The following is an 18124-nucleotide window of genomic DNA, read 5'->3' on the forward strand; positions in this document are numbered from 1 at the left end:
AGAATACTGCGCGTATCACCCGGCCGTAAGCATCGTCCATCGCTCTGCGGGAGGGTCTTATGCGCTCAACCAGTTTCAGGACTTTGCTGCCTCACGCCATGCTGACAACAAATGAAATCCGCACCGCTTTTCTGGACTATTTTGCCAGCAAGGGCCACCAGATCGTCCCCTCCTCGTCCCTCGTGCCGAGCAACGACCCAACCCTGCTGTTTACCAACGCGGGGATGGTCCAGTTCAAAAACGTGTTTACGGGGCAGGAAACACGCCCCTATTCCCGCGCAACAACCGCACAGAAAGTTGTGCGCGCAGGTGGCAAGCACAACGATCTGGATAACGTTGGCTACACGGCCCGGCACCATACGTTCTTTGAAATGATGGGGAATTTTTCCTTCGGGGATTATTTCAAACCGCAGGCCATAGAGCTGGCATGGAACCTGATTACCAAGGGTTTTGGCATCTCCCCGGACAAGCTGCTCGTAACCGTCTTTGCTGAGGATGAAGAAGCCGCCGGTCTGTGGCGCTCCATTGCAGGGCTGGATGACAGCCGCATTATCCGCATCCCCACTTCCGACAACTTCTGGCGGATGGGTGATACCGGCCCCTGCGGCCCCTGCTCCGAGATTTTTTATGATCACGGCCCCGATGTTCCCGGTGGCCCCCCCGGCTCCCCCAATGAAGATGGCGATCGGTTTGTTGAAATCTGGAACCTCGTGTTCATGCAGTATTTCGAAGACCCGCCGGGCACACGTTCCCCCCTGCCCCGCCCTTCCATTGATACAGGCCTGGGGCTGGAACGCTTTGCCGCCATCATGCAGGGCAAGCGTGACAACTACGATACGGACACGTTTGTATCGCTCATCAACGCATCATCGGAACTGACGCATCAGGCCGTGGACGGCCCCTTCAAGGCCAGCCACCGCGTTGTGGCCGATCACCTGCGCTCCACCGCGTTCCTGATTGCCGATGGTGTTCTGCCCTCCAAGGATGGTCGCGGTTATGTGCTGCGCCGGATCATGCGCCGCGCCATGCGCCATTTGCACATGATGGGCACCACAGACCCGATTTTTTACAAGCTGCTGCCAGCCCTGATCCAGCAGATGGGTTCGGCCTACCCCGAACTGGTGCATGGGGAAGCCCTGATCCGCGAAACCATGCGTGGGGAGGAAGAACGCTTTAAAGCCATGCTCGACCGCGGCCTGCACCTGCTGGACGACGAAAAGAGCAAGCTGGCCTCTGGCGCACCGCTCCCCGGTGATGTGGCCTTCCGCCTGTATGACACATTCGGCTTCCCGCTGGATCTGACGCAGGACGCCCTGCGCGGCAGCGGCCACGATGTGGATGTAAAAGGCTTTGATGACGCCATGACCATCCAGCGCCAGCGTGCCCGCGCGGCCTGGACCGGTTCTGGCGATACAGCGGTTGAAACCATCTGGTTTGAAGCCCGCGACAAGTTTGGTGCTTCCGAATTCCTTGGCTACTCGACCGAGCAGGCTGATGGCGAGGTTCTGGCTCTTGTTGCCGGCAACGCGTTCCTGCCGGAAGCCACGATCGGGCAGGAAGTTGCCGTGCTGCTCAACCAGACCCCATTTTATGGGGAAAGCGGTGGTCAGGCGGGCGATACAGGCTTTTTAACGGCCAAAGGGCTGAAAATCGCCATCCGCGATACACAGAAAAAAGCAGGTGACCTGATCGTGCATTACGGCACGGTTACCGAAGGAACGCTCAAGCCCGGCGTGGCTGTAACCGCTACCGTGGACCATGACCGTCGTTCGGCCATACGTGCCCACCATTCGGCCACCCACCTGCTGCACGAAGCCCTGCGCCGCCGCCTTGGTGCGCATGTGGCGCAAAAAGGCAGCCTGAACACCCCCGACCGCCTGCGCTTTGACGTTAGCCAGCCCCGCCCGATTACGGCGGAAGAACTGGCGGACATTGAGGCCGAAGTGAACCACCGTATTCGCCAGAATGCGGCCGTGACCACCCGCTCCATGACCCCCGAAGAAGCCATTGCCGAAGGGGCAACTGCCCTGTTTGGCGAAAAATACGGCGATGAGGTGCGCGTTGTGGCCATGGGCCCGTCTGAAGATGGCAAGGGTGCATGGTCCATGGAACTGTGTGGTGGCACGCATGTCAGCCGCACGGGGGATATCGGGCAGTTCCGTATTGTGGCCGAAAACGGTGTTTCCGCCGGTGTGCGGCGTATCGAAGCCGTAGCAGGCAAGGCTGCCGAATCCCTGACGGCTACCAACGAGCAGAGGCTGCTCCAGCTTGCCAGCATGATGAAGGTGAGCGTGGCCGATGCCCCCGAACGGCTGGCTACCCTGCTGGAAGAACGCAAGGCCATGGAACGCCAGATTGCCAACCTGCAACGCCAGATGGCAACAGGCAGCGTTGCCGCTGCTGGCGTGGAAAAAGTGGGGGCTGCCCGCCTGGCCACTCGCAATGTGGGGGAAACCCCCGCACGTGAGCTGAAAGGGCTGGCAGAAACCATTCTCAAACAGGGCGAAGCCGATGTGGTGGTCCTGATTTCCTGCGCTGAAGGCAAAGGTAGTGTTGTGGCGGCCGTAGCCCCGGCCCTGACCGAGAAGGTAAGCGCCGTGACTCTGGTCAAGGCAGCCAGCGTGGCCATGGGTGGCAAAGGTGGCGGTGGCCGCCCGGATATGGCGCAGGCCGGTGGCCCGGATGGCGCAGCAGCAGATGCGGCCTTTGCCGCCGTACGCGATGTGCTGAAAGAAACCGTCTGACACAGACGCCCTGAAAACGAAGCAACGGAGCAGAGCGTACTCCCCTGTCCCGCTGCTTCCCTTTGGTGCGCCTTTGGCGTAAGGATTGCGTTATGTCTTTACTTGCATCCCTTAAACTTGTTGTTGCACGCCCCCACCCCGAAGCCCGCCCGTTTTTGCTGGCATCGGCTGCGGTGTCCGCTGTGTCCTACCTGCTTGGCCGCAAGCTGCGCTGCCCCAAGCTGCGCCTGCTTGGCCATGCCAGCACCGGCTTTTTTGGCTTCTGCCTTTATTTTTTCCGGGATCCGGAGCGTGTAACACCTGCCCGTAATGACGTGGCGGTGGCACCTGCGGATGGGCATATTGTGTCCATTGAAAAAATTGCCCCCCCCAAGGAACTGGGCATGGGCGAAACCCCGGTATGGCGGATTGCCACCTTCCTGTCCGTTCTGGATGTGCACGTAAACCGTATGCCCACAGCAGGGACAGTCACCCGCATTGCCTACCACCCGGGCCTGTTCCTGAACGCAAGTCTGGACAAGGCATCCGAGCAGAATGAACGCAATGCGCTCAGCCTGACCCTGCCAGATGGGCGCATGCTGGCCGTGGTGCAGATTGCAGGGCTGGTTGCACGCCGGATTGTCTGTTCCGTCAATGAAGGTACAAAAGTGGAAGCGGGCGAACGCTTCGGCCTGATCCGCTTTGGGTCACGCACCGACCTGTATCTGCCGCCCGGTGTTGAACCGCTGGTAGCTGTTGGTCAGACCATGGTTGGCGGTGAGACCGTCATGGCGCGTCTCTGACAAGCCCGTGACACTCCCCACACCAACACCTCCTGCAGTGGTTCTGACCGAGCAAACGGATGCGCCGCGCCCGCGCCACCGCAAGCGGCGTGTGCGCAACAAAAGCCGCGGCCCTTCCTTTAACCGCCTGATTCCCAACATTCTGACAATGCTGGGGCTTTGCGCGGGCCTGATGGGCATGCGCTTTGCCATTGAAGGACGTTTTCAGGCGGCTGCGGCAGCATTGCTCATTTCCGCCTTTATTGATGGGTTGGACGGGCGCATTGCCCGCATGCTGCGCGGGGCCACACGCTTTGGCGCGGAGTTTGACAGCCTTTCCGACTTTCTGTGCTTTGGGGTCGCTCCCTCGTTCCTGCTGTATTTCTGGGCGATCAAGGACAGTAACCGCTACGCTTTTCTGCCCTGCCTGCTCTTTACGGTCTGCATGGCGCTCAGGCTGGCGCGCTTTAACGCCAATCTGGATGGGGAAGAGCTGAAACCCAAATATGCCAGCAACTTTTTTACCGGCGTACCCGCCCCTGCCGGAGCCGGGCTTGCGCTTTTCCCGCTCTTTTTGGGGCTGGAAGCACAAAAGCTGGGCATAGACTGGCTTTACAACCTGACCCGCCTGCCGTGGCTGCCGGACTTTACCTTGACCAGCACGGCCCTGCTGCTGGTTTCCACCCTTCCGGTCTGGTCCTTTAAAAACTTCAAGGTTCCGGCCCAGTTTGTGCTGCCCCTTATGCTGGGGACCGGCATTTACGCAGTAGTGCTGGTGGCAGACCCGTGGGCCGCACTGGCTGCGGCGGGCGTAATCTATATGGTTCTGCTCCCCTTAAGCCGCCGCAGTTTTCTCAAACTGAAAAAAGCGGCTGAAGACCTGCATAAAGACGATACCGAAACGCCCTCATCCCCCTGAGGGCGTTTCCTTTTTACCGCCCTGCGCGGCACTCCCAAGCAGGGAGCACAGCCCGTTCAGGATTTCCTGCGGGCTGGGTGGGCAACCCGTAATGGCCAGATCGACCGATACGCGCCGCTCCAGCCCCCCCATAACGGCATAATTTTCGCTAAATACGCCGCCATCCAGTGCGCAGTTGCCAATGCTGATAATGCCTTTGGGGTTTGGCATGGCCTCCCACGCTGCCTGCAACACAGGAGCCATGGTGCGGGTTAAAGCCCCGGTAACCAGCAGCACATCGGCCGAGCGGGGGGAGTTTACAAACCCGAACCCCGCCCCCTGCATGTCATACGGCAGGCAGGTCATGGCCTGTAGCTCCATGCCACAACCACCACAGCCACCCGTATCCACATGAAAAAGCAGCAAGGGCCAACGCGGACCTAATGGTTTGCGCTTTTGCCGCTCTTTCCAGAACACCGTATTCATGACCGCGCGGATCAGCCCCATGACCGCCCCGCCTTGTACCCGCTCATGCCTGCTCCCTTAACCATCGAGTGCTGCTGCGTTCATACCGAGTGAGCAGGCCAGCAACGCGGCATCCTCCGCCGCATGGTTGGGCAGAGCCTGCTCAAACACCAGCAGGGCCGAGGTTTCAGGCTTGCGGCAAAAAGCCTCCGCCACACGGCCATGCGCCAGACGCACCCAGTACAGCACGCCCCCCCATGGCCCTTCCACCAGCCCCGTGCCTTCCCCATCCTGCATGGACAGGGGAACCGTACCACCTGCATTCAGCCCGATCCGGGCCGAGGCCAGGTCCAGCATGCGCAGGCTTTCCTCCATCTCATCCAGCAACAGCAGGGCGCGGTCTTCCGCCGTGCCGTTCTGCCTGCCCGATGTGTAACGCCACAGCCCGTCATATGCAGGCATAATGCGTCTGCCATCACAGTCCCAGCCTGCGGCCCGGGCTACGGGGCCATCCAGCCCGACCCGTTCCAGATCATCAGCCTGAATACGCCCCACACGACCCAGCAGGGCAGAAAGACCGGGGTATTCACGCCATAAAAGCACCAGTTGCGGGTAAGCCTTCTGCCCCAGTTCATACACTCTGGCGCACAGATCCCCCATCTGCGTTGCGTCCCGCACGGACAGGCCACCGGGGATGCAAACATCCATCAGCAAGCGTGACCCGGTTATGGGGGCAGCCTCGGCCACCAGTTTTTCCCGCAGCGCCATACAGTGCGATGCCACAAGCTGCGCACCCGCCAGCCGCGCCATACCGGCCAGAGTGTACAGGTGCTGGAACAGACGCTCCATTTCCAGCAAGGCTACGCGCAGGAGTGCCACTTCGGCCCCGACCTGCGCATTGCATGCATTTTCCACCGCCTGACAGAATGCAACCTGATGCGCCACGGAGCTGCCCGCCGCAACGCGGCTGCTCAACCGGCAGACATCTTCTACCCGCGCATGCCGTGAGCGGGCGGCAATGCCCCGGTGGGCATAGCCTGTCTGTGTTTCCGCATTGGCGACCAATGTGCCGGACAGGACAAGCCGCGTATAAAACGGTGGGGCCAGATCGCCCGTTGCAGGCCCACGCTCTTCCACCCGCCCCTTGGCGGCCGCCATGGCATCGGATGGCTGAAACGCCACAAGCCCCTTGCGCTGCCCGCCCCGACCGGGTGCGGCGCAAAGCGGTGGGGCGGCAGACCACACATCATGGTCAAGCAGGGGGCGTACATCCACCGCCCACATGGCCTCTGCCCCGAACAGGTCATAGATCACCCGTTCATACAGGCTGGCGGCAACCCGTGCGGGGGAAAGGGCAGGATAACGCCCCCCTTCTAGCGCCAGCGTTGCGGCGAGTGGGTGCCCATCGGGCAAGAACAGGGCATGCACATCCGCCCCATCGCACCACAGGCCAACAAAGGGCAGATCGTCCCCTTTAAGCATATCCACCATATCGCGCCAGGCCAGTTCATCCAGCCGGAAGCGCCATGGGGTGGAGGTCTGTTCGCCTGCGTAAATCAGTGCGGCAACATCCATCAGAACGCCCCCAGCATCATGGCCAATGGCACCAGAAAGCCCATAACGGTCAGCACCGAACATGCCACGCGCCCGGCCATGTCATCTGGCCAGAACAGGCGGGCGGCCTCCCGGTCCGGCACGGCGCGCAGCACGGCGGCGAGAATGCCACACACGGTCAGCACCGCAACGGGCCATGCCCAGTCGGTCATGACAGACAACAGGAGCAGGCACCCCACAAACGGCGCACCGGGGGGAAAACAGGCCAGAACATTAATCGCCCAGCCCCGCCCACTGCGGTTACCCCCGGCCAGACACCAGCCACACAGGAACAACAAAGCCGCAACATCCGCCTCCACGCCAACGGCCATAAGGGCCAGCGCAGACGGGAACGTGCGGAACAGCCTCTGCCTGTCCCCCGCACGGCCAGCAGCAGCCGTTAACCAGACCGAAATAAGGCCCGCCGCCACCAGAGCCATTTCAAACGCAGCACCACCATGCCCGCGCAGCCGCATGGCCAGCAGGATGGATGCCCCTGCAAACGGGAGGAACAGGAAGCTATCGTTCTCATCGCGCCAGAACTGACCAAACGGGGCCAGCCCGGTTAAAATAACAAGGCCACATGCCATCATCAGGCCCGAAACCGTGCTCCCCTGCGGCAATAACAGACCCGACAGCACAAGGACCGTTCCCACCGACCCGGTGCGGATTAACCCCCACCCGGTTTTGGCCTGCCCGGCCGGGCGCGTAAAAACAAACACGCCCCACGCCAGAGCCAGCTCCAGAATACCCAGCCCTACAGCCGGTTGAGGCGCAACACACGCAAGCCCCGCCAGAGCCGTGCAGACATGCGGCAGGCTACGCAACAGGCGGTCGGGCTGGATGCCGTTTTCCAGCACCAGCAGCAGCAGGCCGAAGGCGAGCATGACCCGCCCGGCCCTTTGCACCGGATCATCATCCCACCCGCTGGCGCCATTCCCGACCGAGGGGAACATGAACACGACAACCGCAAGCCCGCAGCCGATGGCGGCCATCCATATCGCGACTTCACGGCTATGGGGAGCTGGCAGCGCGGCCACAACCAGCGCACCAATAAAGGGCCACACAAATGCCAGTGCGGCCAGAAAAACCGTGGCTTCCATGCCAGCACTCATGCGCCTGCACCTCCGCCCGGCTGCTCCGTGCGCCTGCCCCGCTGGCCAGCAGCACGCACAGGCACAACACGCGGCATAATGCGGTGGATGCACATGCCCCCAAGGAGCAGCACCACCGTCCCGGCCAGAGCAGCCACACCCAGCACCACCGGCTGGTGGCCCAATACGGCAGACAGCAGAACACCTTCAATACAGGTTAAAAGCCCCGCCCACTGCCAGACCATGCTCTGGCGGCATACAACGGCCACCAGCCCGGCTACCATGGTGCACAGCCCTGCGGGAAAAACCGTGCTCCCCGCGTGGTTACAGGCCAGCAGCAGCAAAACCATAAGAGCCAGCGCAAAAAACGGCACAGCAGCGCCTGTACGTTCGTGCGTGGCATCGTGCTGGTAGCGGGTTAAAAAAAACGGCGGCAGGGCTGCAAACAGCAACGCCAACGTGGCCCCTGCCTCCTGCACCGGAGTAAGCCCATCCACCAGCATGGCCAGTGCAGTCACCACCCCGGCGGGCAGCAGAAAACCAACACCCCGCGCCACAACACACAAGGCCACCATAGGCACAAGAATGGCAACAAGGGTCATGGCGTATCCTCCATACCTGCGGCGGAAGCCTGCGAATTATCCTGCAAAACGGCAGACACGCTGGTATCCTCCCGTTCGGCCAGAAAAGGGTGAACAGACCAGGTGACCTGCAAGGCCAGCACTCCAAGCAAAAAGATACTGACCAGCCTTACCCGCGCGCGCCGTAGCGGGGGCAGCACAACCAGCCGGACCAGTGCAAGCAACACCGCAACCAACAGCAGCTTGGCACCCCACAGGCCAAAACCGAGCATGCACTGGCTTAGCCACTGTTCCATGCCCGCGTCATCAGGCAAGGCAAGGCTGCCCGGCCATGCCGTATCCAGCGCCAGCACAACCCATGTTATTTGCACACAGTCTGCCGCCCAGAGCCACATAGCCCGCTCCGGCCCGGCCAGCAGGGCAAGCTGGCCGTCCTGCACAGGCCACGCCAATGCGGGCACTAAAAACAGAGCCACACCGGCCAGCACAAAAGGCGCGCCATCGGTTAGGGGGGAAAGCCCGTGCACCGTGGCCAGAAAATCTGAAAAATCACGCGCACCACAGAGCAGAAAAACCGGCACCAACGCGGGCAGCAACAAAAATGCCCCCAGCATGCCGCGAGCACCCTGCACGGCCCCCAAGCCACCGCCGAGCACACAGGGAATGTTCAGGCACACCAGCGCCATAACCAGCACGCAGCAGATCAACAGCAGGCCCGGGGCGGGAAAGCCGGGAACCGCCAGCGTAAATGCCGGAACCAGCGCACAGCCCAGAACGGCCAGCACCAATGCCGCCGCACAGGCAATACTGGCCAGCTGTGCGCCCTCCTGCTGCAAGCGGGGCCGGCGGAACTGGTGCCCTATATCCTGCCACTGCCCCATGACCGGAAAAGCCGAAACACCCGACAGGCGCCCCGCCACCCGCCCGACAAGCCCGCTCAACCAGGGTGCTGCAAACACCATTGCCAGTGTTTGCAGGCCCAGAAGCGGCAAAAAGAGGAGGACCCAGCCCCAGGGAATGGAATGTGTCATTTACCCACAAACAGCCCGGCCAGCAGCCCTGCCCCCATAAGAAGCAGGATCAGAACCATGCCCTGCGCTTCGCACCAGCTTATGGCCACAAACAGGCAACGCCGTGCGTAACGCCAGAAAACTTTTCCCCGGCGTGGCAGAATACCCCTTGCCCCCGGTACGCGCAGGGCCGTAACGGCCGCAGGCGTGGTAAAAAACCCGCGCCATGCTGGCCACAAAGGCAACAGCCCCCCACCAGAACACCCCTCCGCCACAGGTGCGGAGCCATTCCAGTCCGGAGGAATCTCATACACCGGAGCACCCTGCCGCCATGCTGTAACCTGCCGCAGAGCCGGGGCAAATGGCATAAAACCAAACACCCGGACCAACAGAGCCGTGGCAAGCAGCACCAGTGCCAGCCCCAGCAAAACCAGCAGTGGCGTCAGGCGGGCGGCGTGCCCTGCAAAATGCACTGTTGTCATGTCCTGCCATGTTACGGGTAGCAGGGGCGGCCCCACCACCAGATGGTCTGCCACAAACAGCCAGGTGCCCGGCACAAAGGCCAGAACACTGCTCAGCACCGCGCATACCCACAAAGGCAGAACCATGGCAGCGGGGGCATCCGCCTTCCCCTGTGGGGCAGACAGAAGCAGCAGGCCCGCACGCACCAGAGCGGCACTCAACATCACTCCAAGGGCGACAAAAAACACCACCAGCATAACCGCCAGAAGCGCCATGACCGGCTGCGTGGCCTCGACCGAGTAACTGCCCCCCGCCAGAGCCGCCCACAGGACCGCAAACCCACCACAGGGTGGCAGAACCGAGCACTGGGCCAGCACCACACCCAGCAGGCACCGCGCCGCACGGGTGTGCAATATGCCGCCCTCACCTGCGTCACTCCGCTGGGCTACCCAGAGCATGCCCAGCAGCGCCACAACAGGGGCCCCCATGCCCAGCACTACGGTTGTACGGAACGTATCCGCCCCCCCCAGAGGGGAGGAAAGCGCCAGCACAAGGGCCAGAACGAGCATGCCGTACCAGCAGGCCGCCAGCCCTGCCACAAGGGCCGTGGCCTGCTGGTTGCGCATGGCCTGCGCAAGCCCTGCACACGCAACCACCCCCCCACACGCCAGCAGCACCCCTTGCGACAGCAGCGGCAACTCCCCCACTTCGGCCAGCAAACGCCCAAGCAAAAACAGGCCAATACAGGCAGGCAACACCCCCAATGGCCCCCGCTGCACGGCAATGGCCCACCCGACAAGCAGAACCATAACCCCCAGCAGCGGCACGGACAGGCTGCTATCGGCGGGAATACAGGCAGGCAGCACGGCAAAAGGCAGGCACAACCCGCGCTTGCCATGCCCTGCCAGCAGCACAAGGGCCGTACCCGTAAACAGGCCGAACACCAGAGGTGAAAGGGCCAGAACCCCCAGACAGGCCAGCACGCAGGCCACGCCAGCACGCCCCCGGCCAACCAGCGCCCCCACACAGGCCAGAATGGCCAGCATGGGCAAAGATGGCCCATCCGCCCCAAATACGGGGAACCACCCCAACTCCCCTTCCACACGGAAGGCGGCACCGGTCAGGGCTGTTACACCGGCAATGGCCCAGAGTACCGCCAGTATTTCTGTCCGCCAGAATGCCATGCCACGCAGGATTTTATCCGGCAGCGCAGCAACAGCACCCAGTGCCACCAGCACCAGAAGCAGACCACAAAGAACACTAGAGAGAAGAATGGAACCCAGCCCCAAAACCTATGAACACGAAAACCGGCGGATAACACCATGAGTGCAGGCTGAATACAATGCGTTCAACCGTGCCCAGTGCGGGCTAGGGTGTTTTTCCCGCTCTGGGCGCTCCGGCCATGCCAGCCGAGGGCATGCGCATACGCGCAAGCCACCCCTTTTTGTGCTGCACGGGCAAAGAAAGAGCAGAATACATTTCCGGCACGGCTTCTACCAGAATAAGGCTTCCGCCACCGGGGCAGAGCACCTTGCCTGCAATATCCATCCGCCGACCACGCCGGAGCGTGCGGCAGGCCTGACTTGCGGGCAGGAATACGGCCTCATCCCACTGTTCGGCCCGCAGCATGGCTGCTGCCAGCAACTGCCGCAGCTTGGGTCGGGTAAAGGAGGCATCCCGCGCAAACGGAGTACGCCGCAGCCTTGCCCGCCCGCCCAGCCGACTGGGCACCACCATAAGCAGGCGCCCGTCATCCTTGAGCGCGCGTGCTGCGGAGCGCAGCACGGTCAGCGGGTTTTCACGCCCTTGCAGGGCATGCACAAGCACAATGCGGTCAAACCTCTGCGCTTCAAATGGAAGGCTCGCAGGATCCACCACACAACACGGACCGGGCAGCAAAACCATATCGCCCTGCGCGCCCCCAAAACTGGCCCCTATGCGCAGGGTGGATGCATCGCCCAGTGCGTGCAGGTAAGGAACTGCCCCGCCCAACCCCAGAACAGACTGGTTTTTAAGCTCCGGCCAGAACCACCGCATGCGCTCGCCCAGCAGGCTGACACACACTCTGCCCGGTGGAGTCCCGTAAAAGCATTCTTCGCGCGGCATGGCATTTTGCATGGTTCATGCCTATCATATATTGGCCCGCCAAAGCCATGACCCAGCCAGCAGCAGGAGGCCCCATGCCCCTTACCATTCGCGCCATTCCGGTCCTGAACGATAATTACGCCTGGCTCCTGCGGGATGAAGCAACAGGCACAACCGCCATTGTGGACCCTGGCGAGGCCGCCCCCATAGAACGCGCACTGGCTGAGGATGGGAACAGGCTGGATTTTATTTTACTCACCCACCACCACCACGACCATATTGGCGGCACTGATGCCCTGCGCGTCCGTTACCATGCCAAGGTGGCTGGCCCCGCGACCGAACAGCACCGCATGCCAGCACTGGACCTGCCCCTGCATGACAATGACAGGCTGGAAATAGGCCAGAGCGCCGGGCAGGTTCTTGCCATGCCGGGCCATACGCTGGGCCATATTGCCTATTACTTTGACCAGCCCCCGGCCCTGTTCTGTGGCGATACGCTGTTCAGCCTAGGCTGTGGCCGCCTGTTTGAAGGCACAGCTCAGCAGATGTTTACAAGCCTGAGCAGGTTACGCGCCCTGCCAGAGCAGACCCTCATCTGCTGCGGGCATGAATATACGCTCTCCAACGCTCTTTTTGCCCTGAGCGTAGACCCCGAAAACCCCGCCCTGGCAGCACGCGCGCAGGAAGTACGCGCCCTGCGTGACAAGGGATTGCCCACCGTGCCCTCTCCCCTTGGGCTTGAGCGCGCGACAAACCCGTTCCTACGCGCACCCGATGCGCAAACGCTGGCCAGCCTGCGCAAACGTAAAGACACGTTCTGACCACCCACGGCACTACCGCGTAGCCTGCGTGCCCTGTTGGGGTTGCATCAGCCTTACAACTGGTAAAATCTGCCCCAGCGGCACAGCCCCCATATACACATAGCCATTGCGTGCGGAGAGCGAGAGAACGAGCTTGCCGCCTGACCGGTCCCCCCGGGCAATCATATCTTCCAATGTGGTTTTAAAAACCGCAGCCTGCTCAGGGGGGAAGATTTTTTCAGGTTGCAGGCGCTCCACAAAAGGCTTCCAGTCCCTGACTGTCAGCCAGAAATCACCGGTCATGGCTGTGGCATGCCCACCCCGCACATGGCCGGTCACACCCAGCTTGAGGCCATTCCAGTCCGCCGAGGCTTTTTGCACGAGCAGTTCGGGCCAGATGGCCTGCCCGCTCTCCTCCTCCTGTTCCAGCACGCGCAGGCGCTCATACGGGCCGGGCATGGAAAAAGCGGCTTTGACGTTTTGCAGGTATTGCGGCCAGGCAGGGACAGTCATCTGCTCCACCGACAGGGAAAGGCCTAGCACGCTGGCCTGAAACGTAGCCTGTGTGTTCCACAGCCATTCGCCCTGCACGTTGGTCATGCTCACGCCCGATGCACGCACATGCACAAACGGAGCGGTAAACGCAGCACGGCCGGCAGGCCGGGAGCGCGCGGGCCAGAATACATCTACCGGGCTGCCTTCAAGCACAAATGCGCGTGTATCCTCCACGCCATCATGCTCATACGGCACGGCAAAGGACTGCGGTCCGTCCAAGCGCATATGCACCTGCAAGGGGTGCCACGGCACCACTTCCAGCCAGACACGGCTGACCGCGTATTCCACCGCCCCTCTGGCTGGCCCGCCATGCGTGGTGGGGGTGCAGGCTACACGCACGCCCTGCAATGCCAGACCGGCCCGGAACAGCCCCCCCGTGTGCTGCCTGCCCTGATAGGTTATCTGGCACAGCCCGGCAGGGTGCGTAACAAGCTGGTCCAGATACTGCTGGCTCTTCCAGCGGAACGCGCCTGCTCCGCCACCAAGCAGCACAACACCAGTTGCCAGCGTTACAAGGGCCGTTTTTACAAAGCGTGTCATCCCCACCTCAAATGGCTGTCTTCCGCCTGCCGCGTAAAATTATCCACAGCCTGACTTCCCTCCCGGCAGCGCCTTGCCCTGCGGCAACCTAGCCTATGCCTCCACCCAATTCCACAGCAAATGCACTGAATACATGAGGCTTAAAAAGCCCTTTGCAGGCAATGGTTTTTTTTAACCAAAAGCCATACGGACCCTAACGCACACAAAATACCTTCGCCTGATTTACTTAAGGGCATGCAGTAAATCAGGCGGCAATACTGGTATGACCCTTTTATGACATGGATCATACTCCACAAAGTTATCCACAATGACGGGTGGTTTATCCCCTGCCGCCAAGCTGCGCCTGAAGCTACAGGCCACAGCCTGGTTCAAGCGCGCGCCAGCTTTTTTCAATCTCTTCCAGCAGGACCGCTCTTCTGGTCGGGTCAATGCTTGCGCCAATGCACACATGCAGCACACCCGAGCGTTTAACAAACGCATTACGCCCCCAGAACAGGCCCGAATTGGTGGCAACAGGAATAACCGGCAACCCAGTATGGCTGGACATGGCGGCAATACCGGGCTTGAGCGCCACGTGCTCGCCCGGCATGGTGCGCGTTCCTTCAGGGAAAATAATAATCTGCCGGTTATCGGCCACCGCCTTGTCCGTGCCCTGCAACAGCAGTCGCAGGGCACGCGCCCCCGCCGCGCGCTCGACCGGCATCATGCCCGTAAGGACCAGCATGGGGCCAAGCAGGGGAATACGGGTGAGTTCTCCTTTCATGACATAGCATGGCCGTGGCAGAAGCAGCATCCATACCAGCGTATCGAACGCAGACTGATGCTGCGAGGCAATAAGGGCCGGGCCGGATTGTGGCAGATGTTCCAGCCCGCTCACACGCACCTGAACCCCGCAGATGGCGCGAAACAGCCACAGGACCAGCCGCGACCACAACTTGGCATAGGCCAGCGCATGCCCGGGCATAAACCAGCGGATTGGCAATGCGCCAACCCCCATGACCCCGGTCAGCACAAAAGCCACAATATTAAACACGACGGAACGCACAACAGCCATTAGAACAAACCCGTTACAACCCGCATAATTTAGTCTTTGATTAACAAGTGCTGGACACCAGAAAACCGCCGTTGTGGCAAGCAAAACCACATAAAACCAGACCTGCCATACCTGTTCCGGCTGGCCTATGGCCGTCTATGGCTGTATAGCAAAGCAGCACTTTGCATAGAAAGACAGGATAATATGAGCGACTATAAGGTAAAGGACCTCTCGCTGGCCGATTGGGGTCGCAAGGAAATTTCCATTGCTGAAGGCGAAATGCCGGGTCTGATGGCACTGCGCGAAGAATACGGCGCAAGCCAGCCCCTTAAGGGCGCGCGTATTGCCGGCTGCCTGCACATGACCATCCAGACCGCGGTTCTGATTGAAACGCTGGTCGCTCTGGGTGCAACCGTGCGCTGGTCTTCTTGCAACATTTTCTCCACGCAGGACCACGCTGCCGCAGCCATTGCCGCTGCTGGCATTCCGGTGTTCGCATGGAAAGGCCTGACAGAAGACGAATTCAACTGGTGTATCGAGCAGACCATTCAGGGCCCCGATGGCTGGACCCCGAACATGATCCTCGATGACGGCGGTGACCTGACCGTGATGATGCACGAGCAGTACCCCGAACTGCTGGCCAAGGTTAAGGGCCTGTCGGAAGAAACCACAACGGGTGTGCACCGTCTGTGGGAAATGCAGAAAAAAGGCACGCTGAAGGTTCCCGCCATCAACGTGAACGACAGCGTTACCAAATCCAAATTTGATAACCTGTATGGCTGCCGTGAAAGCCTGGTGGACGCCATCCGCCGTGGTACCGACGTTATGATGGCAGGCAAGGTTGCCGTTGTTGCCGGTTATGGTGACGTGGGCAAAGGCTCCGCTGCCTCCCTGCGTAATGCTGGCTGCCGCGTGCTGGTAACGGAAGTGGACCCGATCTGCGCCCTGCAGGCCGCCATGGAAGGCTACGAAGTGGTCACCATGGAAGCTGCTGCACCGCGTGGGGACATTTTTGTAACCGCAACCGGCAACGTGGACGTCATTACCGTTGACCACATGCGCGCCATGAAAAACCGCGCAATCGTGTGCAACATCGGCCACTTTGACTCCGAAATCCAGATCGGCGGGCTGCGCAACTTCACGTGGGAAAACATCAAACCGCAGGTTGATGAAGTGGTGTTCCCCGATGGCAAGCGCCTGATTGTTCTGTCCGAAGGCCGTCTGGTCAATCTGGGCAACGCAACCGGCCACCCGTCCTTTGTGATGTCTGCTTCCTTCACCAACCAGACGCTGGCCCAGATCGAACTGTGGACGGCACCTGAAGGCAAGTATGACGTTGCCGTTTACACCCTGCCCAAAAAGCTGGACGAAAAAGTTGCAGCCCTGCATCTGGCCAAAGTTGGCGCGCAGCTGAGCAAGCTGAGCGAAACACAGGCCAAGTACATTGACGTTCCGGTTAACGGTCCCTTCAAGCACGAAGAATACCGTTACTAAAATATCTTGAACGAAGGGAGGGGGAGCACTCCTTATGGAATACCCCCTACCCTTCTTCGGGCTTTGGCCCTGCCAGCACCGCGCGTGCCGTGGCCTGCCCCTTCTCCCCTACAAAAAATTCCTGACTGGTCGCGGTTTTTAACCCGAACCGGCCCCGGCTCCGGGCGTTAGCAGCGGCATGGTCTTTGCCTGCGTAGGGCTGCGGCTTTTTGCCGTGTCTGCACGCCAGAACATGCCACCGTTAGTCCTTGCGCCCATGCGCTTGCACAAAACTGTCTCTTTCCTGCCAGATTTGTCAGGTTATCTTACCTCACACGATCGCATTGTATCTTATGAAAGGGTTACCCCCATGAGCATTTTTGGTTCCATTTTATCTGCCATTTTTCATCACGCCAAAGCTGCAACGCCAGACACCACATCCCCCGCCAATGCCGGCACGCAGCCCAGTGCCGCCGCCACAGCGGCACCTGGTACGGTGCCCCCGGCAGGCTCCCCCGTTAATGTCGATGCCGTGCTGACAAGCCTTGCCACCCAGAACGGGCAGAACCTGAACTGGAAAGAGTCCATTGTGGACCTGCTTAAACTGCTGGGGCTGGATAGCTCGCTGGATGCCCGCAAAAAGCTGGCGGCAGAACTGGGCTACACCGGCAGCACGGAAGACAGCGCGAGCATGAATATCTGGCTGATCAAGGAAGTTCGCCAGAAACTGGCGCAGAATGGCGGCACGCTGCCTGCGGGCCTGTAAGCCAAAGCTTACACAGGCTGAACCGGAGCACACAGTAAAGCGCAAGCCCCCAGCTTGCGCTTTACGCTTTTGCGGCACTGCGCACACTGGAAGTCGCTTCAGCTAGAGCTAGAGCTAGAGCTAGAGCTAGAGCTAGAGCTAGAGCTAGAGCTAGAGCTAGAGCTAGAGCTAGAGCTAGAGCTAGAGCTAGAGCTAGAGCTAGACGTAAAGACCAATCTTATCCATGCGCAATGGGCCTGTGTGGGGCAGCCTCGTTTTTAAAAGCCGCAGCGGCCGGGGGCATGGCCAGTCCTGCTGTATCCACCACCACAACCAACAGCCCGGCTATGGGGGAAGCAACCCTGTCCTTGCGTAAGAGGGCTGCAAACCTGCGGTCCACGGTGGCGCGTTGTTCATACTCCGTATCCAGCAGCCCGTGGCGGTCAATGAACACATTGAGTGATGACGGAATACGGATGCACCCCTCGGACGCCGTATGGCCCAGCCGCTGCTCCAGATAAACCGGGTCTGTTGCGTGCATTTCCAGCCGGATCTGCACTTTGTCCCGGCTTGGTAGCCAGCCTTTTTCAGCCCATTGCCAACCAAAATCCCAGACGCGCATCCCCGTGGTGCCGTTCCCCATAATGCCGTTTTCGTTCTTGGTACCCAAGGCCCGGTAGCCAAGCCGGGTTGCCGAATTGGGGAAAACGCCGGTAGGGGTAATATAATAATACTGCCGCCCGGTTGTGCCGGTGGAAACTTTGGTACTGCCAATAACCTGCCAGTCCGCGCTACCGGGAATGGCCAGAATCAGGCAAAGGCGCTGCACTTTGGGGTTGCGGTCCACCACCACAAGCACCTGCGGGCGATCCAGCACATAGCCTGCCTGCTCCAGTTGCTGGCGGGCCAAAGCCACCCATGCCGCTTTATAAGCTGAGGAAACAGAAACAGCGACAGGCACCTCGCGCCTGAACGCCAGTGTCAGCGCCCATGCTTCCTGCCGGGCGGCATCCTCCCCAAGAATGGGGGGAGAGTCGTCTGTAAAGGAAGGAGAAGGATGTGTGCCGCCAGATACCCCTGCAAAGGCGGGGTCCAGTGCACGGTCATCCACACCCGCAGGGGGTGTAGCAGCCTGTGTGCCAGCACCGGCATGGCCAGTGTTCTGCCATGCCGCACCTTGGGCATACACCATATTTACCCCGGCCAGAAAACCACCAGCCACGGCCAAGCAGACTGCCAGCTTCCCTGCCACACACATACATACTCTCCTCCGTATGCAACTACG

16 protein-coding genes are annotated in these 18124 nt (G+C 60.8%); 6 read left to right on the plus strand and 10 right to left on the minus strand.

The genetic code is table 11. The annotated features are described in order from the left end of the window. The first annotated feature begins 98 nt into the window (after nt 1-98). The 3 genes from alaS (at nt 99) to ACSYTG_RS08945 (ending at nt 4424) form a co-directional block, all read left to right on the plus strand. Nucleotides 99-2744: an alanine--tRNA ligase gene (alaS, locus tag ACSYTG_RS08935; RefSeq protein WP_489782972.1), complete on the plus strand. Its 2646-nt coding sequence runs from the start codon at nt 99-101 to the stop codon at nt 2742-2744. A gap of 92 nt (nt 2745-2836) precedes the next feature. Then, a complete protein-coding gene (locus ACSYTG_RS08940) occupies nt 2837-3526 on the plus strand; it encodes a phosphatidylserine decarboxylase (RefSeq protein ID WP_489782932.1) in 690 nt (229 codons plus the stop codon). Between the two features lie 7 nt (nt 3527-3533). Further along, on the plus strand, nt 3534-4424 hold the full coding sequence (locus tag ACSYTG_RS08945; protein WP_095349031.1) for a CDP-alcohol phosphatidyltransferase family protein: 891 nt from the start codon (nt 3534-3536) through the stop codon (nt 4422-4424). On the opposite strand, the gene ACSYTG_RS08950 is transcribed toward ACSYTG_RS08945, so the two are convergent. The 7 genes from ACSYTG_RS08950 to ACSYTG_RS08980 all read right to left on the minus strand — a co-directional run bounded on the left by ACSYTG_RS08950 (nt 4413) and on the right by ACSYTG_RS08980 (nt 11726). After that, a complete protein-coding gene (locus ACSYTG_RS08950) occupies nt 4413-4910 on the minus strand; it encodes an NADH-quinone oxidoreductase subunit B family protein (protein ID WP_095349032.1) in 498 nt (165 codons plus the stop codon). The genes ACSYTG_RS08945 and ACSYTG_RS08950 overlap by 12 nt on opposite strands. 36 nt (nt 4911-4946) lie before the next feature. Then, on the minus strand, nt 4947-6506 hold the full coding sequence (locus tag ACSYTG_RS08955; RefSeq protein ID WP_489782933.1) for an NADH-quinone oxidoreductase subunit D-related protein: 1560 nt from the start codon (nt 6504-6506) through the stop codon (nt 4947-4949). Next, complete coding sequence (locus tag ACSYTG_RS08960; RefSeq protein ID WP_165925091.1) at nt 6443-7576, minus strand: hypothetical protein; 1134 nt, start codon at nt 7574-7576, stop codon at nt 6443-6445. The genes ACSYTG_RS08955 and ACSYTG_RS08960 overlap by 64 nt, the downstream gene beginning before the upstream one ends. After that, nucleotides 7573-8157, minus strand: a complete 585-nt coding sequence (locus ACSYTG_RS08965; protein WP_489782934.1) for a hypothetical protein — start codon at nt 8155-8157, stop codon at nt 7573-7575. The genes ACSYTG_RS08960 and ACSYTG_RS08965 overlap by 4 nt, the downstream gene beginning before the upstream one ends. Then, nucleotides 8154-9167 carry a hypothetical protein gene (locus ACSYTG_RS08970; RefSeq protein ID WP_489782935.1) on the minus strand — a complete coding sequence of 338 codons (1014 nt, stop codon included), beginning with the start codon at nt 9165-9167 and terminating at the stop codon, nt 8154-8156. Before ACSYTG_RS08970 ends, ACSYTG_RS08965 begins: the two co-directional genes overlap by 4 nt. Continuing rightward, nucleotides 9164-10897: a hypothetical protein gene (locus ACSYTG_RS08975; RefSeq protein WP_489782936.1), complete on the minus strand. Its 1734-nt coding sequence runs from the start codon at nt 10895-10897 to the stop codon at nt 9164-9166. Before ACSYTG_RS08975 ends, ACSYTG_RS08970 begins: the two co-directional genes overlap by 4 nt. 79 nt (nt 10898-10976) lie before the next feature. Further along, nucleotides 10977-11726: a methyltransferase domain-containing protein gene (locus tag ACSYTG_RS08980; RefSeq protein WP_489782937.1), complete on the minus strand. Its 750-nt coding sequence runs from the start codon at nt 11724-11726 to the stop codon at nt 10977-10979. A gap of 62 nt (nt 11727-11788) precedes the next feature. On the opposite strand from ACSYTG_RS08980, the gene gloB reads away from it, so the two are divergent. Then, nucleotides 11789-12514, plus strand: a complete 726-nt coding sequence (gene gloB / locus ACSYTG_RS08985; protein ID WP_489782938.1) for a hydroxyacylglutathione hydrolase — start codon at nt 11789-11791, stop codon at nt 12512-12514. Between the two features lie 12 nt (nt 12515-12526). Here gloB and ACSYTG_RS08990 read toward each other — a convergent pair whose 3' ends face one another. Both ACSYTG_RS08990 and ACSYTG_RS08995 read right to left on the minus strand, forming a co-directional pair. Further along, nucleotides 12527-13588 (minus strand): DUF2125 domain-containing protein, encoded by a 1062-nt coding sequence (locus tag ACSYTG_RS08990; protein ID WP_489782939.1) that lies wholly within the window; start codon nt 13586-13588, stop codon nt 12527-12529. Nucleotides 13589-13937: 349 nt separating this feature from the next. Beyond that, a complete protein-coding gene (locus ACSYTG_RS08995; RefSeq protein WP_489782940.1) occupies nt 13938-14642 on the minus strand; it encodes a lysophospholipid acyltransferase family protein in 705 nt (234 codons plus the stop codon). Between the two features lie 183 nt (nt 14643-14825). On the opposite strand from ACSYTG_RS08995, the gene ahcY reads away from it, so the two are divergent. Beyond that, nucleotides 14826-16115 carry an adenosylhomocysteinase gene (ahcY, locus tag ACSYTG_RS09000; protein ID WP_086645390.1) on the plus strand — a complete coding sequence of 430 codons (1290 nt, stop codon included), beginning with the start codon at nt 14826-14828 and terminating at the stop codon, nt 16113-16115. A 349-nt stretch (nt 16116-16464) separates the two neighbouring features. Next, nucleotides 16465-16860 carry a DUF3597 domain-containing protein gene (locus ACSYTG_RS09005; protein WP_086645389.1) on the plus strand — a complete coding sequence of 132 codons (396 nt, stop codon included), beginning with the start codon at nt 16465-16467 and terminating at the stop codon, nt 16858-16860. A gap of 217 nt (nt 16861-17077) precedes the next feature. Here the strand turns inward: ACSYTG_RS09005 and ACSYTG_RS09010 are convergent, their stop codons facing one another. Beyond that, the gene (locus ACSYTG_RS09010; protein WP_489782941.1) at nt 17078-18097 is read right to left on the minus strand and encodes a L,D-transpeptidase; all 1020 of its coding nucleotides are present in this window, start codon (nt 18095-18097) and stop codon (nt 17078-17080) included. Between the last annotated feature and the right edge of the window lie 27 nt (nt 18098-18124).

It is taken from the genome of Acetobacter sp. ESL1128, from assembly GCF_058505085.1.

Excerpts from the sequence above, each read along its gene's own strand:
- alaS (WP_489782972.1), top strand. The coding sequence starts at position 99 with ATGCTGACAACAAATGAAATCCGCACCGCTTTTCTGGACTATTTTGCC.
- ACSYTG_RS08940 (WP_489782932.1), top strand. The coding sequence starts at position 2,837 with ATGTCTTTACTTGCATCCCTTAAACTTGTTGTTGCACGCCCCCACCCC.
- ACSYTG_RS08950 (WP_095349032.1), bottom strand. The coding sequence starts at position 4,910 with ATGGGGCTGATCCGCGCGGTCATGAATACGGTGTTCTGGAAAGAGCGG.
- ACSYTG_RS08955 (WP_489782933.1), bottom strand. The coding sequence starts at position 6,506 with ATGTTCGGTGCTGACCGTTATGGGCTTTCTGGTGCCATTGGCCATGAT.
- ACSYTG_RS08960 (WP_165925091.1), bottom strand. The coding sequence starts at position 7,576 with ATGAGTGCTGGCATGGAAGCCACGGTTTTTCTGGCCGCACTGGCATTT.
- ACSYTG_RS08965 (WP_489782934.1), bottom strand. The coding sequence starts at position 8,157 with ATGACCCTTGTTGCCATTCTTGTGCCTATGGTGGCCTTGTGTGTTGTG.
- ACSYTG_RS08970 (WP_489782935.1), bottom strand. The coding sequence starts at position 9,167 with ATGACACATTCCATTCCCTGGGGCTGGGTCCTCCTCTTTTTGCCGCTT.
- ACSYTG_RS08980 (WP_489782937.1), bottom strand. The coding sequence starts at position 11,726 with ATGCAAAATGCCATGCCGCGCGAAGAATGCTTTTACGGGACTCCACCG.
- gloB (WP_489782938.1), top strand. The coding sequence starts at position 11,789 with ATGCCCCTTACCATTCGCGCCATTCCGGTCCTGAACGATAATTACGCC.
- ACSYTG_RS08990 (WP_489782939.1), bottom strand. The coding sequence starts at position 13,588 with ATGACACGCTTTGTAAAAACGGCCCTTGTAACGCTGGCAACTGGTGTT.
- ACSYTG_RS08995 (WP_489782940.1), bottom strand. The coding sequence starts at position 14,642 with ATGGCTGTTGTGCGTTCCGTCGTGTTTAATATTGTGGCTTTTGTGCTG.
- ahcY (WP_086645390.1), top strand. The coding sequence starts at position 14,826 with ATGAGCGACTATAAGGTAAAGGACCTCTCGCTGGCCGATTGGGGTCGC.
- ACSYTG_RS09005 (WP_086645389.1), top strand. The coding sequence starts at position 16,465 with ATGAGCATTTTTGGTTCCATTTTATCTGCCATTTTTCATCACGCCAAA.
- ACSYTG_RS09010 (WP_489782941.1), bottom strand. The coding sequence starts at position 18,097 with ATGTGTGTGGCAGGGAAGCTGGCAGTCTGCTTGGCCGTGGCTGGTGGT.